This is a genomic window from Lysinibacillus sp. NPDC056220 (assembly GCF_049315265.1).
Taxonomy (GTDB): domain Bacteria; phylum Bacillota; class Bacilli; order Bacillales_A; family Planococcaceae; genus Lysinibacillus; species Lysinibacillus pinottii.
Genome location: NZ_JBMOXD010000007.1, coordinates 15,989 through 30,893, shown reverse-complemented (window position 1 = coordinate 30,893; position 14,905 = coordinate 15,989). Strand labels below are relative to the sequence as shown.

General features: G+C 37.1%; 13 protein-coding genes and 1 riboswitch. All 13 genes read left to right on the top strand.

The genetic code is table 11. From position 1 onward, the window contains the following. Positions 1 to 20 precede the first annotated feature (20 nt). The 13 genes from ACOZBY_RS18220 (at position 21) to ACOZBY_RS18160 (ending at position 14,905) form a co-directional block, all read left to right on the top strand. The gene (locus ACOZBY_RS18220) at positions 21 to 1,193 is read left to right on the top strand and encodes an acetyl-CoA C-acetyltransferase (protein ID WP_031417718.1); all 1,173 of its coding nucleotides are present in this window, start codon (positions 21 to 23) and stop codon (positions 1,191 to 1,193) included. A gap of 258 nt (positions 1,194 to 1,451) precedes the next feature. Then, a complete protein-coding gene (locus tag ACOZBY_RS18215; protein WP_012292313.1) occupies positions 1,452 to 3,236 on the top strand; it encodes an acyl-CoA dehydrogenase family protein in 1,785 nt (594 codons plus the stop codon). Between the two features lie 186 nt (positions 3,237 to 3,422). After that, the gene (locus ACOZBY_RS18210; protein ID WP_031417717.1) at positions 3,423 to 3,779 is read left to right on the top strand and encodes an arsenate reductase family protein; all 357 of its coding nucleotides are present in this window, start codon (positions 3,423 to 3,425) and stop codon (positions 3,777 to 3,779) included. A gap of 81 nt (positions 3,780 to 3,860) precedes the next feature. Then, complete coding sequence (gcvH, locus tag ACOZBY_RS18205) at positions 3,861 to 4,241, top strand: glycine cleavage system protein GcvH (protein ID WP_025116632.1); 381 nt, start codon at positions 3,861 to 3,863, stop codon at positions 4,239 to 4,241. Between the two features lie 91 nt (positions 4,242 to 4,332). Then, complete coding sequence (locus tag ACOZBY_RS18200) at positions 4,333 to 4,674, top strand: hypothetical protein (RefSeq protein WP_031417716.1); 342 nt, start codon at positions 4,333 to 4,335, stop codon at positions 4,672 to 4,674. A gap of 15 nt (positions 4,675 to 4,689) precedes the next feature. Then, positions 4,690 to 5,001: a thioredoxin family protein gene (locus tag ACOZBY_RS18195; protein WP_012292318.1), complete on the top strand. Its 312-nt coding sequence runs from the start codon at positions 4,690 to 4,692 to the stop codon at positions 4,999 to 5,001. A 56-nt stretch (positions 5,002 to 5,057) separates the two neighbouring features. Then, positions 5,058 to 5,161: riboswitch (SAM riboswitch) on the top strand. Positions 5,162 to 5,244: 83 nt separating this feature from the next. After that, a complete protein-coding gene (locus ACOZBY_RS18190) occupies positions 5,245 to 6,273 on the top strand; it encodes a methionine ABC transporter ATP-binding protein (RefSeq protein WP_031417715.1) in 1,029 nt (342 codons plus the stop codon). Then, on the top strand, positions 6,263 to 6,931 hold the full coding sequence (locus ACOZBY_RS18185) for a methionine ABC transporter permease (RefSeq protein ID WP_031417714.1): 669 nt from the start codon (positions 6,263 to 6,265) through the stop codon (positions 6,929 to 6,931). Before ACOZBY_RS18190 ends, ACOZBY_RS18185 begins: the two co-directional genes overlap by 11 nt. Positions 6,932 to 6,997: 66 nt before the next feature. Next, positions 6,998 to 7,849 carry a MetQ/NlpA family ABC transporter substrate-binding protein gene (locus ACOZBY_RS18180; RefSeq protein WP_012292322.1) on the top strand — a complete coding sequence of 284 codons (852 nt, stop codon included), beginning with the start codon at positions 6,998 to 7,000 and terminating at the stop codon, positions 7,847 to 7,849. Positions 7,850 to 8,516: 667 nt separating this feature from the next. Continuing rightward, positions 8,517 to 9,842 (top strand): nucleotide sugar dehydrogenase, encoded by a 1,326-nt coding sequence (locus ACOZBY_RS18175; protein ID WP_227256893.1) that lies wholly within the window; start codon positions 8,517 to 8,519, stop codon positions 9,840 to 9,842. 16 nt (positions 9,843 to 9,858) lie between these two features. Continuing rightward, positions 9,859 to 11,289 carry a polysaccharide deacetylase family protein gene (locus ACOZBY_RS18170; RefSeq protein WP_227256894.1) on the top strand — a complete coding sequence of 477 codons (1,431 nt, stop codon included), beginning with the start codon at positions 9,859 to 9,861 and terminating at the stop codon, positions 11,287 to 11,289. Then, positions 11,286 to 13,157: a glycosyltransferase family 2 protein gene (locus ACOZBY_RS18165; RefSeq protein WP_036164317.1), complete on the top strand. Its 1,872-nt coding sequence runs from the start codon at positions 11,286 to 11,288 to the stop codon at positions 13,155 to 13,157. The genes ACOZBY_RS18170 and ACOZBY_RS18165 overlap by 4 nt, the downstream gene beginning before the upstream one ends. Next, complete coding sequence (locus ACOZBY_RS18160) at positions 13,154 to 14,905, top strand: polysaccharide deacetylase family protein (RefSeq protein ID WP_200990625.1); 1,752 nt, start codon at positions 13,154 to 13,156, stop codon at positions 14,903 to 14,905. Before ACOZBY_RS18165 ends, ACOZBY_RS18160 begins: the two co-directional genes overlap by 4 nt.

The window sequence follows — 14,905 nt, the reverse complement described above, 5'->3', positions numbered from 1 at the left end:
AAACAAAGGGGGATTATACGATGCGTGAAGCCGTTATTGTAGCAGGAGCACGAACTCCAATTGGAAAAGCAAAAAAAGGTTCTTTAGCAACAGTAAGACCAGATGACTTTGGTGCTGCCGTTGTCAAAGAAACATTAAAAAGAGCAGGCTATGAGGGACCGATAGATGATTTAATTTTAGGCTGTGCTATGCCAGAAGCAGAACAGGGGATGAATGTAGCTCGTAGCATCGGTGCACTTGCGGGACTACCAGATACAACTCCTGCACTAACCATTAATAGATTTTGTTCTTCGGGTCTACAGGCGATTGCCTATGCAGCTGAGCGAATCATGCTCGGGCACTCAAAGGCCATCCTCGCTGGTGGTGTTGAATCAATGAGTATGGTACCAATGGTGGGGAACACGCCCCGCTTAAATCCAACGTTAGCTGAAACAGCTCCACAATATTATATGGGAATGGGGCATACAGCTGAGGAAGTAGCTCGTCAATACAATGTAAGTCGCGAAGATCAAGATGCTTTTGCTGTTCGCTCACATGCACTTGCTGAAAAGGCAATTAAAGAAGGTAAATTTAATGATGAGATTGTACCTATAGAAGTGGAACAACATTATGTTGATGAGAACAATAAGCCACAGGTGAAAAAATTCACTTTCAGCATGGATGAGGGTGTCCGTTCAGGTACATCGGTTGAAGGTTTAGCGAAGCTTCGTCCAGCTTTCCATGTGAAAGGGAGTGTGACAGCAGGGAACGCTTCTCAAACATCTGATGGTGCAGCAGCTGTATTGGTAATGGAGCGTGAAGAGGCAGTCAAGCAAGGTTTAACACCAATGGCAAAATTCCTAGGTTTTGCAGTGGGTGGTGTACCACCTGAAGTAATGGGGATTGGTCCCATTGTGGCGGTACCAAAAGCGTTAGAAATCGCAGGTTTATCAATAGATGCGATTGATCTATGGGAAATCAATGAAGCATTTGCATCGCAATCCTTACAGGTGGTCCGTCATTTAGGCATCGACCAAGATAAGGTCAATGTAAATGGTGGAGCTATCGCATTAGGACATCCACTTGGTGCAACGGGTGCTATTTTAACACTAAAACTTATTCATGAATTAAAGCGTCAAGGTAAGAAATATGGCGTGGTAACTATGTGTATTGGTGGCGGCATGGGAGCCGCTGGAGTATTTGAAATTCTATAATTTTTCACTAGATCAGCTTGAGGTGTACTGTTTCCGGTTGCCTCCGAGCAAGTATATTTCAAGCTTTTCTATATATATATTTGTCTTCACTCAGCAAAAGGTTTTTGGACCAAAATGAAAGCGTCAGAAACCTTCTCTAAAAGGTAGGAGAGTAGGCTGAATAAAAATCAAGCCTCTGAGCAAATACTACAGATTTTGAAGAGGCAGCATTCAATAGGGGATTAAATTATCAAAATAGATAAATTGGGAGGATTTTATATGACTGAAAAAACAACGGATTTCATTAAAGGCGGCGGATTTCTAATTGAAGATGTGGAATTAGATCGTGTGTTTACACCTGAAGATTTCACTGACGAGCATAAAATGATTGCCAAAACAACAGAAGAATATGTAGCAAATGAAGTTTTACCTGTAGTTGAAAATTTAGAGCATCATGAATTCGAGCACTCAGTACGTCTCCTTAAAAGTGCTGGTGAATTAGGCTTGCTTGGAGCAGATGTGCCAGAAGAATACGAAGGACTAGGCTTAGATAAAGTTTCTTCAGCATTAATTGCAGAAAAAATGTCTGTAGCAGGTGGTTTCTCCATTACTCATGGTGCACATGTAGGGATTGGCTCATTACCAATCGTGCTATTCGGTGACGAGAATCAGAAGAAAAAATATTTACCTAAGCTTGCCTCGGGTGAATTAATTGCTGCTTATGCTTTAACAGAGCCAGGTTCAGGCTCGGATGCTTTAGGGGCAAAAACAACTGCGAAACTAAACGATGCAGGCACACATTATATTTTAAATGGTGAAAAGCAATGGATTACAAATGCGGGCTTTGCAGATGTATTTGTTGTTTATGCTAAAATTGATGGTGATAAGTTCTCTGCCTTTATTGTGGAACGTACATTCAATGGTGTTTCAGTCGGTCCTGAGGAGAAGAAAATGGGGATTAAGTCTTCATCTACCCGTACACTTGTGTTAGAAGATGCAGAAGTGCCAGTAGAAAATTTATTAGGTGAAATTGGTCGTGGGCATGTCATTGCCTTCAATATATTAAATATCGGTCGCTATAAACTAGGGGTTGGAACAATTGGTGGATCAAAACGCGCATTTGAGCTAGCGGTACAATATACAAACCAACGTCAGCAATTTAAAACAAAGCTATCTGACTTCAACCTAACAAAAGAAAAATTATCAACAATGGCTTCTCATTTGTATGCATCAGAGTCATTAAACTATCGTACTGTGGGTTTATTTGAAGACCGTTTAAGCCAGCTAAGCCCAGAGGAGCAAAAGGAAGGAAAAGTGATTGCAGGTGCTATCGCTGAATATGCGATTGAATGCTCCATTGCTAAAGTATTTGGATCAGAAACATTAGATTATATTGCAGATGAAGCTGTACAATTACACGGCGGTTATGGCTTCATGGCTGAATATGAGGTAGAGCGTATATACCGTGATTCTCGTATTAATCGAATTTTTGAAGGTACAAATGAAATTAATCGCATGATTGTACCAGGTACATTTATGAAAAAGGCACTAAAAGGTGAGCTGCCACTATTACAGGTTGCGCAAAATTTACAGCAAGAGCTTCTAATGCTAATGCCAGAGGATATCGGCACTGAACCACTAGCTCAGGAAAAATACTTAGTGAAAAATGCCAAGAAGATTGCTGTATTAGCTGCAGGCTTAGCCGCACAACGCTTTGGTGCGAAGCTTGATCAAGAGCAAGAAGTATTAGTGAATATTGCTAATATCGCTAATCAATTATTTGCAATGGAATCAGCTGTATTACGCACAGAAAAAGCGATTGCTCGTGATGGCGTTGAAAAAGCACATCAAAAATTGCTATACACTCAAATTTTCTGCCAAGAAGCATTTGCAGAAATCGAAAAAGAAGCAAAAGATACAATTCTGGCTTCCGCAGATGGTGATGCAGCACGTATGACATTATCTGCATTACGTAAATTAACACGTAATAATCCATACAACCTCATTACGAAGAAACGTGAAGCATCTGTGAAATTAATTGAAGCAGAAAAATATATCGTTTAATCGTAGGAAAATGCTAGCTATCCGTAAGTGGGTAGCTAGTTTTTTATTGTGCCAAATAAATTATTTGTCAAAGTAACGGATAAAAATACAAAATGGATGGATAGACTTACGGAAATGAGCGAAGTTCCACCATTCTCGATGATTATGATGGTATACTACAGAAAAAGACAGCAAAGGAGCATTTTAATGACGATTCAATTTTTCCATTATCCCAAATGTACAACATGTAAAAAAGCGCAAAAGTGGTTAAATGATCATGACGTTTCCTATGAAGAGGTACATATCGTAGAGCAGCCGCCAACAAAGGATGAAATAACAGCTTTATGGCAAGTCAGTGGTCTTCCTTTGAAGAAGTTTTTTAATACTTCAGGCATGAAATATCGTGACCTTGGTTTGAAGGACAAGCTAGCTGATATGACTGAGGAAGAACAGCTTGAGCTACTTGCTTCGGATGGGATGTTAATAAAACGTCCACTCGTAACAGATGGAAAAAAAGTAACTTTAGGGTTTAAAGAATCCGATTTTGAGCAAGCTTGGATATAGCCGTTTTTATTCTTGTTTTTATAGGAGAAGTATGGCACACTGAAAGTGAATATATTACATAATTATGGAGGGGTTTTTTGCATGAGCACACCGAAAGACTTACGTTACTCTGAAGAGCATGAATGGGTTAAAGTAGAAGATGGAAAAGTACGTATTGGTATTACGCACTTCGCACAATCTGAATTAGGAGATATCGTTTTCGTTGAGCTTCCACAAGTTGGCGATGAAATCAAAACGGATGATCCATTCGGTAGCGTAGAATCAGTAAAAACTGTTTCTGAATTATATGCACCAATCTCAGGTACTGTAGTTGAAGTTAATGCAGATTTAGAAGATAGCCCAGAATTCGTTAATGAATCACCATATGAAAAAGCATGGATGATCGTCGTAGAGCCTGCTGATGCATCAGAAGTTGATAAACTTATGACAGCAGAACAATACGAAGAGATGACAGCAGAATAAGACAAGCCATAATCAAAAAACGTCGGAAACTACCGGCGTTTTTTATTATATAATAACGTATAAGTGGGAATGTCTAAATGGAGGTGGCGTAATGTTCGATGGGAAATGCTTGATAGTAGAAGGACGCTCAGATAAGCTACAAATTGAGCCAATTTTAAACGAGAATGTTACAATACTATGTACGAATGGAACAATTGGTGTGCATCAATTAGAAGAGCTAATCGATCCCTATGAGGGCTATGAGCTATTTACCTTTTTTGATGCCGATACTTCAGGCGATAAGCTACGTGCATTAATGGACAGACATTATCCTGAAGCGGAGCATTTACGGACAATGCCAACATATAAGGAAGTAGAAACGACACCTAGAAAAGTGTTAGCCATGATTTTACTTCGTGCGCATTTCTCAATCCATAATGAATATATTTTGTAAGGTTGCGTGAACTAAATGGAAGAATGGTCGAAAGAGCAGTGGGAAACGGCATTACAGTCCGGAGAAAAAGCTGCGTTTTATTTATATACACCGATGTGCGGTACTTGTGCAGTGGCATCGAAAATGATGTCAATTGTAGAACAACTATTACCTCACCTAAAGCTAGGGAAAGCAAATATTAATTTTTTGGAGCAAATTGCTTTTGAGCATCAAATTGAAAGCGTTCCGTGCTTACTTGTTTGTGACGGTGGCAAAGTGACAGAAAAGATTTATGCTTTTCAATCCGTACCTTTTTTGTACGAATTGTTAAAAAAATCAATTGACTGAACTTTATTAGCGTGGTAAAGTAACAAATATATTACTAAAACATTAAATATATCGAACTCTTATGAAGAGCGGCGGAGGGAAGTGCCCTATGAAGCCCGGCAACCATCACATAGTGAAAAGGTGCCAAATCACCCAAAGATTTTTCTTTGAAAGATGAGAGAACGGTTCAACGTATAATACGTGACCCCTTCTACTTGTCTATAAGTGGAGGGGTTTTTTTATATAAGAAAAGGAGTATTCGCTATGATACAGCTTCAAAATATAACGAAGAAATACAAAACAGCAAATGGCGAATTAACGGCAGTCAAAGATGTTAACCTGACTATTAATAAGGGTGAAATTTTTGGCATTATCGGCTATAGTGGCGCTGGTAAAAGTACGATGATTCGTTTACTTAATGGCTTAGAGAAACCAACAACAGGAACAGTAACAGTGAACAATCAGGCTTTTTCATCGATTAAAGGTCAAAAGCTTAGAGCAGCTAGACAAAAGGTTAGTATGATTTTTCAACATTTCAACCTACTTTGGTCACGAACAGTTGCAGAAAACATTGCCTTCCCATTAGAAATCGCAGGTGTATCAAAAGCTCAACGTGAGGCACGGGTGAAGGAATTGATAGCACTTGTTGGCCTAGAAGGTCGTGATCAAGCATATCCATCACAGCTCTCTGGTGGACAAAAGCAACGTGTAGGGATTGCGCGAGCATTAGCCAATAATCCAGAGGTTTTACTATGTGATGAGGCTACATCTGCTCTAGACCCTGAGACAACAGATGCCATTCTTGATTTACTGGTGGATATTAATGAACGTTTAGGGTTAACGATTGTCCTCATTACTCATGAAATGCATGTCATCCGCAAGATTTGTCATCGTGTAGCAGTGATGGAGGCAGGCGAAATTGTAGAGCGTGGAGAAGTATTGCAAGTTTTCCAGGCTCCTCAGGCTGCCATTACTAAGAAATTTGTAGCGCAAATTACCAATACAAAGGAAACACAGGATACAGTAGAACAAATCAAAGCAAATTATCCAACTGGACAACTTGTCAAATTGATTTTTGTTGGTGAAAAAACAGAACAGCCAGTTATTTCACATCTAGTAAAGCAATTCGATGTGGAAGTAAGCATTGTACATGGGAATATTTCGCAAACCAAAAATGGTGCATATGGTACTCTCATTGTGCAAATTGATGGGTCGAAAGCAAACGTGACTGAAGCCTTAAGCTATTTAAATACAGTGGAAGTGCAAACGGAGGTGATTGCAGATGCTAACTAATCTCTTTCCGAATGTAGACTGGGATAGCATGTGGCAGGCTACATATGAAACATTATATATGACGGCCATTTCAACAGTTATTACATTTATTCTAGGGTTAGCCATTGGGATTGTTCTGTTTTTAACTAGTCCGAATCAGTTATGGGCTAATAAAATTGTTAGTTTTTTAACAGGGTCACTCGTTAATATATTCCGTTCTATTCCATTTATCGTGTTAATTATTTTATTAATTCCATTTACTAAGTTTTTACTTGGTACAATCCGTGGAGCCAATGCTGCTTTACCTGCTTTAATTATCGGTGCGGCTCCGTTCTATGCGCGTATGGTATTAATTGCGCTACGAGAAATTGATAAGGGTGTTATTGAAGCAGCTCGTTCAATGGGGGCTAAAACAGCCACAATTATTTGGAAAGTACTGATCCCTGAATCATTACCAGCACTCATTTCGGGTATTACTGTTACGGCTGTAGCACTTGTCGGTTATACAGCAATGGCAGGGATAATCGGTGCAGGGGGTCTCGGGAACTTAGCCTTCCTAGACGGTTTCCAAAGAAATCGCCAAGATGTGACATTAATGGCAACTATTTTGATCTTAGTAGTAGTCTTTATCATCCAATGGATAGGTGATTTCATTACAGAAAAAATTGATAAACGTTAATAAAACTGAGGTTATTCCGGTTCTTACCGCTAACATATTTTCATTAAAATAAAGGGAGTGTCATACATGAAAAAGTTATTAACAGGATTATTTTTATCAATACTTGTACTAGCATTAGCAGCTTGCGGTACTGATAAAAAAGAGGATTCAAATGCAGCATCTGGTGATAAAACAGATAGTAAAGAAAACGTTACTTTAACAGTGGGAGCTTCTAATACACCACATGCAGTAATTTTAGATAAAGCAAAACCGATTTTAGCTGAGAAAGGTATTGACCTTAAAGTAGAAACATATACAGACTATGTGCTACCAAACCAAGATTTAGAATCAAAAGAGTTGGATGCAAATTACTTCCAACATATTCCGTATTTAGAGTTGCAAATTAAAGACAATGGCTATGATTTCGTCAATGCTGGTGGTGTTCATATTGAGCCAATTGGTATTTACTCTAAAAAGTATAAGTCTTTAGAAGACCTTCCAGAAGGCGCAACAATCTTACTTTCTAACTCGGTATCAGACCACGGTCGTATGCTGTCATTATTAGAAGCTAAGGGCTTAATTAAATTAAAAGATGGTATTGATAAAACAGCAGCAGAAATTAAGGATATAGAAGAGAATCCTAAAAACTTTAAATTTGATGCGAATACAGCACCAGAAATGCTTGTACAAATGTACGAAAACAATGAAGGGGACGCAGTACTTATCAACTCTAACTTTGCTATTGATAATGGCTTAAACCCTATTGAAGATGCTATTTCTCTTGAAGACAAAGAGTCACCATACGTTAACATCATCGCAGTACGTGCTGGAGATGAATCAAGACCTGAAATTAAAACATTATTAGAAGTATTAACTTCTAAAGAAATCCAAGACTTTATCTTAGAAGAATGGAAAGGTGCAGTAGTACCTGTTCAATAATCTACAAAAAAGGGTACGTAAGTATTGAGTTACTTACGTACTCTTTTCTTTTGAGGTTGCTTACCTGCTTTTAATAGTGATTATCGATAGGATGTCGATTTCCGTGGAAATAAAAATAGCTATATCAAGTATTTAAAAGCTCCTATAATCCCCTGTTCTACATGTTTGTCTAATCCCTCCAGTATCGGTGAAAGCCAATGCTGTGAGGGATTTTTAGCAACTTCCTGAAAAGGAAAAATGTTAATTCCTATTTATTAACATTCTTCAGTGTTGCCTAGCATCTTTTTCGTTTACGCTTAATAAGTGACTCTGAATATATTTGTTAAATATCTTAATAATTAATGAATTATTTTGTTGTGTATGTGAAAAAAAGTAGGTGTTTTTTCGTGAGTAAAGAAATTATTTAGAAATTGTTTAGTTACGAGTAGTACTATATAATTGTTAGAAAAGTTTTTTTGTGAAATTTGGATTTTATTAATCTATTTTGACTAAAAAAATCATACTAAAGTATGTGGAGAAGAAAGGGGTTTGTACAGAATGGCGATGAGGAAAAGAAATAACCTATTACGTTGCAAAATACTCGATATGACTAAATATTGAGGATGAATAGATAACGGAAAAATGGCGATAAAAATTACATGTAAGTTTAGCCAAAGGAGTTATTGTTATGACGATAAACACGAAATCGATGAGCTCAGCTTTATTAAATAAAATTCAATTAAAAAAAGCGACAATTGGGGTAATTGGTCTCGGCTATGTAGGCCTACCATTTGCCATTGAAATTGTCCAGAAAGGTTTTCATGTTTTAGGCTTTGATAAAAATCAAGAAAAAATCGCCATGTTGCAAAACGGTGAGAGCTATATAGCTGATATCCCGAAAGAAAATATACAGCAAATATTAAAAGATCAACATTTTGAAGCAACCTTTGATTTTTCCAAACTTGCTTCTGTAGATGTCGTCATTATTTGTGTACCGACTCCTACAACAGTGGATGGTACTCCTGATATTTCCTATATAGAAGAGGCAGCACATGACATCGGGCGTTATATTAAAGCAAATGCATTAGTTATTCTTGAAAGTACGACCTATCCTGGGACAACAGAGGAAATTGTTCAGCCTATTTTGCAAAAGCATGGCTTTGCTGTGGGTCAAGATTTATTCTTAGCTTATTCACCAGAGCGAGTGGACCCTGGTAATAGTAATTTTTCAGTTTCCAATACACCCAAAGTTGTTGGCGGTGTTACTTCTAATTGTTTGGAAGTTTCAAAGGGTTTTTATGAAACAGTCATTCATACTAGTGTATTTACGGTAACAAGTCCCAAAGTTGCCGAAATGGAGAAATTGCTGGAAAATACATTTCGCCAAATCAATATCGCCCTTGTCAATGAGCTCAGTCAAATGTGCTATAAAATGAACATTGATGTTTGGGAAGTCATAGATGCTGCCTCAACAAAGCCTTATGGCTTTATGCCATTCAAGCCTGGCCCAGGAGTAGGGGGGCATTGTATCCCTGTCGATCCCAAATATTTATTATGGGCGGGTCAACAGCATGGTATCTCAGCAACTTTAATTGAAGCAGCAGATAAAATAAATGATTCGATGCCTAATTTTGTTGTGGAGAGGCTGGAACAGTACTTACGTATTCAAAATATTGAGCTGTGCCACGCAAAAATTGTTATTATTGGTGTCACTTATAAGCCAGATATAAACGACTCACGCGAATCTCCTGCACTACGAGTCATTCAGCAATTACTTGATAGTCAGAGCTCATTACAGATTATCGACCCTTATATACAAACGTTCCCGGTAGAACAAACTCTTTTAAACACAGTTCCTTTAACAGAGAAAAGTGTTAAAGATGCAGATGCTGTGTTGATTTTAACCAATCATTCCAACATTGATTATTCATTAATTGATCAGGAAGCCTCATTAATTTTTGATACTCGTAATACCCATTTTTTATTTAAGAATAAAAATTATTACAGACTATAAGGAGAGTTCGTGGGACATGAAACAGCTAAAAATATGTGGGCTTCTAATCCTGATGTTCTTAGCAGGATGTCAATCCACTCCACAAAAAACGATTCAACCAATTGATTCTTCTATAGAGATTAAGGAATCTGATGGTACGATGAGTGATTCAATCAGTCATGTCGATATTATTAAGCCAAAAGTAGCTCTAACGTTTAATGGCTTTGCGGATAATCAAACAATGGAGCTACTATTGGCGAAATTAGATGAATCTAATATGAAAGCCACCTTTTTCTTAGAGGGGCTACGTGTGGCACAGGAACCAGAGCTTGTTCGAGACATTCTAAAAAGAGGCCATGATGTACAAAACGGTACATTGTCATTTCCAGATGTCACAGCTTTAAACTATGACCAAACCTATGAGGAGATTTATTTAACGAATCAAATATTTGAAGAACATTTAGGATATAAGCCGAAATTTGTTCGAAGTCGTTCAGGTGATATTACAGATAATATGCGCTTAGCAGCTGCTGCACTGGATATGAAGGCAGTGATAGGTTTATCCATTAATCCACTTGATCGAAAAATGCAAAGTGCCCAAGATTTGATTGATTATATTGACAAATATATTGATAGAGGTTCTATTATTCATCTCAACACTTATATTAATCCTGCTATTATAGATGCCATTCCTTTACTAGCACAATTAGCAGAAAAACATGATTACACCATTACGACTTTAAGTGATGTGATAGATGAGCGATATTTAACAAAGTCTTTAGAAGAAATAGCAGGTTATGATGCCGTCAAACCTAATTTGAATTATGAAAATGTTGAACCACATTTGTATTATCGAAAAGAGACCTCTAAAAAAGAAATCGCCATTACCTTTGATGATTGGGCACATGAACAGCAGGTGAAAGCTGTTTTAGATGTATTAAAAAAATATAATATTAAAAGTACATTTTTTTTAATCGGTAGTGGGGTGGAGAAAAATCCACAATTAGCCAAGTTAATACTAGAGGAAGGTCATGAAGTGGCAAGTCACTCTTATTACCATTTAGATGTAACTAAAATGACGCCAGAGGAAATACAAGATGATTTAGTGAAGGCCCATAATGCTCTTACTTATGCGTTACAGGAGCCACCATTACTTTATTTTAGACCAGCACAAGGAATTATGGATGAGCGTACTGCTAAAGTGATTACCGCTGCCGGAATTAAAACCATTGCCATGTATGATATTGCTTCCTTTGACTGGAATTTAGATTACAGTGCTCAGGACATTTATGATCGGGTCATATCTAGAGCAGCACCAGGAAAGGTTATTGTCATGCACATCTTAGACGGTACGAAAACAGTTGAAGCACTTCCATTAATTATTGAAAAGTTGCAACAAGATGGTTATAGCTTTAGTAAAATGTCAAATTGGATTGAAGAAGATGCAAATGGGGATGTGAATAAATGATAAAAACGAAAAAAGAGGTTTTAACAGTACCGCGCTCAGATCGTCGGATTCTATCAAATATTCCTGATCCCGAAAATGTCCGAAACCTTGTCAATCGTCGAGGTGCATCTTATCAGAAAGAAGAAATTGATCCGACAGATGTCAATGAAATTTATCGTCTTCAACAGCTTAGCTTACGCTATGAAACTCATTTTGAGGTTCAGGTTAGAAGAGCAAGACATAAAATGAGTTCAGACAAATACTATGCTGAAGATATTTCCGTAACGGGAATTCTTGTTTATTCTCAACAGCCTCAGCAATTATTAATTGATGAAATTTTAGAAATGAATTTTACGATCCCAGGTGGGGCAATGCCTGAAGGATATGAGGCAAAAGTGAAGTTGAAGGCAAAGGTGATCCGGCATTTTACCAAAGAGGTGGATGGTCAAACGCTATATTACTTTGCTTGCGAATTTCTCCAACCTTTAAATAAATATATGGTAAAAAAACGTTGGGGCATTTCTGTTTTTATGGCGAGTTTATTCTTATTGGTTGTCTCACTTATTGTCATGCTGATGAGAGCAGAAAGTGTTATTTATTTTAGATTCAATAAATTTTTATACCTTTATAGTATTATAGCGGCAACGTTTCTATTAAGTAGATACCTATTTGGTATTTTTTATAAAAATGTACCCATCAATCCAAACTATGAGCCCGGTGTATCCATAATTATCCCTGTGTTTAACGAGGAAGAATGGATACATCGCACGATTTCAAGCTGTATTAATCAGTACTATCCTGTAGATAAGTTAGAAGTCATTGTCGTGGATGATTGCTCTACGGATAGGACGGAGGAAAAAGCTAAGGAAATGATAGATCTTATTCATTTTGAGGGTGGGCGTTTTAAAACAACCGATCGCTTAAAGTTTTCTAAGCTTCCTCAAAATGGTGGAAAACGTGAAGCGCTGGTAGCCGGTGTTCATCAAGCAAAGCATGACTTAGTGGTTTTTGTGGATTCCGATAGTTTTTTGGAGCCACATGCAATCCGCAATCTAGTCCAGCCTTTCCAAGACCCTAAAATGGGTGGTGTAGCTGGACGAACAGAGGTAGAAAATAAATTTACAAATGCTCTGACAAAATTACAGACAGTTCGTTATTATATTGCCTTTCGTATTATGAAGGCTGCTGAATCTTGGTTTGATACGGTGACTTGCTTATCAGGACCATTAGCTTGTTATCGAAAAGAACTTATTTTAAAAAATGAAACAGCCTGGCTCAATCAAAAATTTCTTGGGCAGCCTGCTACATTTGGTGATGATCGTAGTATGACAAACTATATTTTGAAAACACATCGAACAGGTTATCAGGATAATGCCATTTGTTCGACGATTGTTCCCTCTGACACTAAAGTTTTTTTATCTCAGCAAATGAGATGGAAACGTTCTTGGCTAAGAGAATCTTTACGAGCCTTTCTATTTATGTGGAAAAAAGAACCCTTCATGTTCCTTTTCTTCATAATAGGCTTAATTGTCCCAATTGCGGCACCAATTGTCGTCGTCTACAACTTAATCTATGTGCCAATCATGTATGGTGTTTTTCCGACTACCTTTTTATTAGGCTTACTTTTAATGGCCATGCTCATGAGTTTGGCTCATCTATTCTTTAGGAAAAGTAAATTATGGTTATTCGGGTTTATCTTCGTTCTTTATTATGAATTTATTTTGCTCTGGCAAATGCCAGTTGCATGGGTAACATTCTGGAAATCAACATGGGGAACAAGGGAAACACCACAAGACGTTTTGGCAAAAGAAAAGAAAATGGAAAAGCAAAAATTACGAAAATCCCGATTTTCAATGTTGAAAATTAGAAAAATGGGTGAGAAGGAATGAAAGAAAAAAATGTAATTTTACAGCCAGCTAAAAAAAATCGAAGGAAAATTATACGCTCGATTATACAATTAGTAGTTGTTATCTTTTTAGCAGTCGTGTTAATTAAAACCGTCTTTCTGACAGACAAGCGATTTGCTGAGGCGGTCCCGTTAAACAATAAAGACGGATTTATTGCACTGTCCTATTTTGGTGTAAGTAGAAATGACTCCTCTAAATACGTGTCAAAGAAAAATTTAGAAGAACAGCTTACATTGCTTGAAAAACAAGGCTATCAAACGATTACACAAAAGGATATATTGGATTTTTATCAAAAGAATAAACCACTACCAGAAAAAGCCTTGTTTTTATCATTTGAGGATGGCCGTACCGATTCTAGTATTTTCGCACAAAACGTTATGGAAAAATTAAATTATAAGGCTACGATGTTTACGTATGCCAATAAAATGGATACCCGCGACCATAAATTTTTAAAGCCAAAAGATTTGAAGTTGATGGAGAAAAGCGGCTATTGGGAATTAGGCTCTAACGGGTATCGACTAACCTACATTAATATTTTTAATGATAAAGGGCAGTCCTTAGGGATGATTGACGAAAATAATATACCGAATAAAACAACAATCGAATACTATAACCACTATTTAATGGATTTTATTCGTAATCAATATATGATCCCAAGTGAAACTCGACAAGAGATGGAAGCTCGAATTAAGAAGGATTACAAGCTTATGCAGGAAATTTATCAGCAAGAGTTTGGGGAAGTTCCTAAAGCCTATGCCATTATGCATGCTAATTCATTGTATAATAATATGGACCCTCTGGTGCAGAGTGTGAATGACAAGGAAATTAAAGACAAGTTTCGTATGCACTTTAATTTAGAATTGAGTGCCTATAATGATAAAGATAGTGATCTATATAACTTGAATCGATTACAAGTTTCCCCTTATTGGTCAACCAATCATGTCATGATGAAAATCAAACAGGCAAGTAATCAAAATATCGAATTTAAAATAGGAGATCCTCAATTAGCCCAAAAATGGCAAACCATTAATGGGGCAGCAGAATTTGATAATAATGAAGTTACATTAACATCGGCTCCTTCTAGTGAAGGTAGGATTCTCTTAAAGGAGATGATGCCACAGCAATATAACGTGAACTTTACATTTAAAGGGAATGTTGTTGGTGAACAAGCGTTGTATGTAAATTATGATGAGAAAACAAATAGCTATTTACGTATTGCCTTGGTAGACAATGAGCTTGTAGTGAGTGAAAAATTACCTGCTTCAGATATTGTGGAAAAGGCTCGTTTCCCATTGAATGAGATTAAGTGGAATGAAGAGGAGTATGCGTTTAATAAGGCGACCGTCTATACGTATCAGGACACCCAAAAGGGATCGCGGATTGTTGAAGAAGAATACCCAAGAAACTTAACTAAAAATAGAGTATTTAACATTACAGTAAATAAGGATAAAATAAAAGTAGATGTAGATCATGTATTATCTGAAACTATTCAAATAAACCCTGGCCTCCATGGCTCTCAAATAGGATTTGGAGCATTGTTTAGCCATAAAGATACATCTCATGAACAGTATGCAGATGATATATACGATACAATAATTGAAGATATTTTAATTACAGATAGGAAAGATCAAACTATTTTTACAAACCAATATACGAATTTCGAGAAGGTTAAGCATAAAAGCACAACATTGTTTAATCATGTTGTAGATTTCTTTATTGAAACCTTCTAA

Bases quoted from the DNA above. Each gene is read 5' to 3' on its own strand.
- ACOZBY_RS18210 (WP_031417717.1), top strand. From the start codon at position 3,423: ATGACGATTCAATTTTTCCATTATCCCAAATGTACAACATGTAAAAAA.
- ACOZBY_RS18170 (WP_227256894.1), top strand. From the start codon at position 9,859: ATGAAACAGCTAAAAATATGTGGGCTTCTAATCCTGATGTTCTTAGCA.
- ACOZBY_RS18220 (WP_031417718.1), top strand. From the start codon at position 21: ATGCGTGAAGCCGTTATTGTAGCAGGAGCACGAACTCCAATTGGAAAA.
- ACOZBY_RS18195 (WP_012292318.1), top strand. From the start codon at position 4,690: ATGGAAGAATGGTCGAAAGAGCAGTGGGAAACGGCATTACAGTCCGGA.
- gcvH (WP_025116632.1), top strand. From the start codon at position 3,861: ATGAGCACACCGAAAGACTTACGTTACTCTGAAGAGCATGAATGGGTT.
- ACOZBY_RS18215 (WP_012292313.1), top strand. From the start codon at position 1,452: ATGACTGAAAAAACAACGGATTTCATTAAAGGCGGCGGATTTCTAATT.
- ACOZBY_RS18165 (WP_036164317.1), top strand. From the start codon at position 11,286: ATGATAAAAACGAAAAAAGAGGTTTTAACAGTACCGCGCTCAGATCGT.
- ACOZBY_RS18200 (WP_031417716.1), top strand. From the start codon at position 4,333: ATGTTCGATGGGAAATGCTTGATAGTAGAAGGACGCTCAGATAAGCTA.
- ACOZBY_RS18180 (WP_012292322.1), top strand. From the start codon at position 6,998: ATGAAAAAGTTATTAACAGGATTATTTTTATCAATACTTGTACTAGCA.
- ACOZBY_RS18160 (WP_200990625.1), top strand. From the start codon at position 13,154: ATGAAAGAAAAAAATGTAATTTTACAGCCAGCTAAAAAAAATCGAAGG.
- ACOZBY_RS18190 (WP_031417715.1), top strand. From the start codon at position 5,245: ATGATACAGCTTCAAAATATAACGAAGAAATACAAAACAGCAAATGGC.
- ACOZBY_RS18185 (WP_031417714.1), top strand. From the start codon at position 6,263: ATGCTAACTAATCTCTTTCCGAATGTAGACTGGGATAGCATGTGGCAG.
- ACOZBY_RS18175 (WP_227256893.1), top strand. From the start codon at position 8,517: ATGACGATAAACACGAAATCGATGAGCTCAGCTTTATTAAATAAAATT.